At 74.3% G+C, this 3,901-nt stretch carries 3 protein-coding genes; all 3 read left to right on the top strand.

The features are described 5' to 3' along the window. Positions 1-826, top strand: an 826-nt coding sequence (locus ABZ914_RS48225) for a polyprenyl synthetase family protein (RefSeq protein WP_500201337.1), incomplete at its 5' end; no start/stop codon positions are given. Then, entirely contained in the window at positions 826-2,745 is a 1,920-nt protein-coding gene (shc, locus tag ABZ914_RS48220; RefSeq protein ID WP_500201336.1) for a squalene--hopene cyclase, read from the top strand. The genes ABZ914_RS48225 and shc, both read left to right, overlap by 1 nt. Beyond that, on the top strand, positions 2,746-3,750 hold the full coding sequence (gene hpnH / locus ABZ914_RS48215) for an adenosyl-hopene transferase HpnH (protein WP_500201335.1): 1,005 nt from the start codon (positions 2,746-2,748) through the stop codon (positions 3,748-3,750). The last annotated feature ends 151 nt before the right edge of the window (positions 3,751-3,901 follow it).

Genomic DNA, 3,901 nt, shown 5'->3' with positions numbered 1-3,901 from the left:
GGCGGCGGGCGCGCCGCCGGAGAGCGCGCTGCCCGGCGCGGTCGCGGTGGAGCTGACGCACGCGTTCTCGCTGCTCCACGACGACATCATGGACGGCGACCGGACCCGCCGGCACCGCCCGGCCGCGTGGACGGTGTTCGGGGAGCCCGCCGCGATCCTCGCGGGCGACGCGCTGCTCGCCCTCGCCCTGGAGGTGCTGCTGGAGGCCCCAGGGCAGGGCTCGGCGCGGGCGGCGCGCGCGCTGACCGTCGCGACGCGGCGGCTCATCGCGGGCCAGTCCCTCGACCTGGAGTTCGAGACCCGCCGGCAGGTCGGGCTGGAGGAGTGCACCGCGATGGCGGCGGACAAGACCGCCGCGCTGCTCGCCTGCTCCTGCGCGATCGGCGCGGTGCTGGACGGGGCCGCCGAGCCGCTGGCCGCCGCGCTGGAGGCGTTCGGCGCCGACCTCGGGCTGGCGTTCCAGCTGGTGGACGACCTGCTCGGCATCTGGGGCGACCCCGCCACGACCGGCAAGCCCGCGCTGTCGGACCTGCGGTCGCGGAAGATGTCGCTGCCGGTGGTGGCCGCGCTGAACTCCGGGACGCCGGAAGGGGCGCGGCTCGCCGAGCTGTACGCCCGGCCGCCGGACCCCGAGGGGCCGGACGAGGACGAGCTGGCGGAGGCCGCCGCGCTCGTCGACGCCGCCGGGGGCCGGGCCTGGGCCGAGGCCCGGGCCGACGAGCGGATCGCGAGCGCGACCGCGCACCTGGCGTCCGCCGCGCTGCCCGAGCCCGTCCGCGCCGAGTTCCTGCGCATCGCCGCCTTCGTCACCCGCCGGGACCACTGATGACAGCGACCGAACCCACCGAGACCAGCGCGTCCACCGCGCCCGCCCGGCCTAGCGCGGTTGCCGGGACCCGCACGCCCGCCGAGGCGATGGCGGCCGCCCGCGACCACCTCCTCGGCCTCCAGGCGCCCGAGGGCTGGTGGAAGGGCGAGCTCCAGACCAACGTGACCATGGACGCCGAGGACCTGCTGCTCCGCGAGTTCCTCGGCATCCGCACCGCCGACGACACCCGCGAGGCGGCCCGCTGGATCCGCTCGCAGCAGGCCCCCGACGGCACCTGGGCCAACTTCCACGACGGGCCGCCGGACCTGTCCACGACCGTCGAGGCGTACGTCGCGCTGCGGCTCGCCGGCGACGCGCCGGACGCCCCGCACATGCGCCGCGCCGCCGCGTTCGTCCGCGGCGAGGGCGGCATCCCCGCCACCCGCGTCTTCACCCGCTTCTGGCTGGCGATGTTCGGGCACTGGTCCTGGGACGAGCTGCCGGTGCTGCCGCCGGAGATGGTGTTCCTGCCGCGCTGGTTCCCGCTGAACGTCTACGACTTCGCGTGCTGGGCGCGGCAGACGATCGTCCCGCTGACGGTGGTCGCGGCGAAGCGGCCCGTCCGGCCGCTGCCGTTCGAGCTGGAGGAGCTGCGGTCGGGGCGGCCCGCGCGGCGCGGGCGGCGCCTCGTCCCCGGCTGGGACGAGGCGTTCACCGCGCTCGACCGGGCGCTGCGCGTCTACGAGCGGCGGCCGCTGCCGGGCCTGCGGAAGGCGGCGCTGCGCCGCGCCGGCGAGTGGATCATCGCGCGGCAGGAGCCGGACGGGTCGTGGGGCGGCATCCAGCCGCCGTGGGTGTACTCGCTGCTCGCGCTGCACCTGCTCGGCCACGACCTGGACCACCCGGTGGTGCGGCGCGGCCTGGACGGGCTGGAGCGCTTCACCATCCGGGACGCGAAGGGCCGCCGGCTGGAGGCGTGCCAGTCCCCCGTCTGGGACACCGTCCTGGCGATGAACGCGCTGGTCGACGCGGGTGTGCCCGGGGATCATCCGGCCCTGGAGGCGGCGGCCGAGTGGGTGCTCGGCGAGGAGGTGCGGGGGCCGGGCGACTGGTCGGTGCGCCGCCCCGACCTGCCGCCGGGCGGCTGGGCGTTCGAGTTCGACAACGACTACTACCCCGACACCGACGACACCGCCGAGGCCGTCCTCGCGCTCAGCCGGGTGGACCACCCGAAGGCGGAGCCGGCGATCGAGCGCGGCGTCCGGTGGATGGCCGGGATGGTCTCCAGGGACGGCGGGTTCGGCGCGTTCGACGCCGACAACACCCGCGCGCTGTGCCGGCGGCTGCCGTTCTGCGACTTCGGCGAGGTCATCGACCCGCCGTCCGCCGACGTCACCGCGCACGTCGTGGAGGCGCTCAGCCACCGCGGCATGGCCGACTCCACGCTGGTGAAGCGGGCCGTGGTGTGGCTGCTGAAGGCGCAGGAGGACGACGGGTCCTGGTTCGGCCGGTGGGGCGCCAACCACGTCTACGGCACCGGGAGCGTGGTGCCCGCGCTCGTCGCGGCGGGCGTCCGGCCCGGGAAGCCGGCGATCCGGCGGGCCGTCCGCTGGCTGGAGCGCCACCAGCGCGAGGACGGCGGCTGGGGCGAGGACCTGCGCTCCTACCGCGACCCGGAGTGGGTCGGGCACGGGGTCTCCACCGCCTCGCAGACCGCGTGGGCGCTGCTGGCGCTGCTCGCGGCCGGGGAGCGCGGCCGGACCGTCGAGCGGGGCGTGCGGTGGCTCACCGAGCACCAGCGCCCCGACGGCACGTGGGACGAGGACCACTTCACCGGCACCGGGTTCCCCGGCGACTTCTACATCAACTACCACCTGTACCGCCTGGTGTTCCCGCTGTCGGCGCTGGGCCGCTACGTGAAGGGGATCGGTTCCTAAATGGCCATGCCACTGCGCCAGAGCCTGCGCGTCGGCGGGTACGTCCTGCGGAACAAGCTGGCGGGGCGGAAGAAGTTCCCGCTGATCGTCGAGCTGGAGCCGCTGTTCGCCTGCAACCTGGCGTGCGCGGGCTGCGGCAAGATCCAGCATCCGGCGAGCGTGCTGAAGCAGCGGATGCCGGTCGAGCAGGCCGTCGCCGCGATCCGCGAGTGCGGCGCGCCGATGGTGTCGATCGCCGGCGGCGAGCCGCTGATGCACCCGCAGATCGGCGAGCTGGTGCGCGAGCTGATCCGGATGAAGCGGTACGTGTTCCTGTGCACGAACGCCGCGCTGATCCCGCGGAAGATCGACGACTTCGAGCCGTCCCGGTACTTCGCGTGGGCGGTGCACATCGACGGGCTCCGCGAGCGGCACGACGCGTCGGTCTGCAAGGAGGGCGTGTTCGACGAGGCGGTCGCGGCGATCCGGATGTGCCAGGAGCGCGGGTTCCGGGTCACGACGAACACCACCGTGTTCAACACCGACACCCCGCAGACCGTCATCGACGTGCTGAACTACCTCAACGACGACCTGCGCGTCGACCAGATGATGATCTCGCCGGCGTACGCCTACGAGAAGGCGCCCGACCAGGAGCACTTCCTCGGCGTGCAGGAGACCCGGTCGCTGTTCCAGAAGGCGTTCGCGGACGGCAACCGCAAGCGCTGGCGGTTCAACCACTCGCCGCTGTTCCTGGACTTCCTCGAAGGCAAGGTCGACTTCCCGTGCACGGCGTGGGCGATCCCGTCGTACTCGCTGAAGGGCTGGCAGCGCCCCTGCTACCTGATGGACGACGGCTACGCCGAGACGTACCGGGAGCTGCTGGAGGAGACCGACTGGGACTCCTACGGCCGGGGACGCGACGACCGCTGCGCCAACTGCATGGCGCACTGCGGCTACGAGCCCACCGCCGTGTTCGCGACGATGGGCTCGCTGAAGGAGTCGCTCCGCGCGGTGCGCAGCATCTGATCGTCGGCGGGCGACCGGCTGCGCGTGATCAGCGCGGGGCGCTCACTCGTCCCGCAGCTCGCGGATGACGTCGCGGACGGCGGCGGCCAGCGCGCCGGCGTCGTCCACCAGCCCGGTGTCCGCGCAGAAGCCGAAGCACAGCTCGCGGTCG

This window comes from Spirillospora sp. NPDC046719, from assembly GCF_040645715.1.
Taxonomy (GTDB): Bacteria; Actinomycetota; Actinomycetes; order Streptosporangiales; family Streptosporangiaceae; genus Spirillospora.
The sequence above is the reverse complement of the archived record's forward strand: the minus strand, read 5'-3'. Positions and strand labels throughout refer to the sequence as shown.

Coding starts and splice junctions, on each gene's coding strand:
- shc (WP_500201336.1), top strand. CDS start 826: ATGACAGCGACCGAACCCACCGAGACCAGCGCGTCCACCGCGCCCGCC.
- hpnH (WP_500201335.1), top strand. CDS start 2,746: ATGGCCATGCCACTGCGCCAGAGCCTGCGCGTCGGCGGGTACGTCCTG.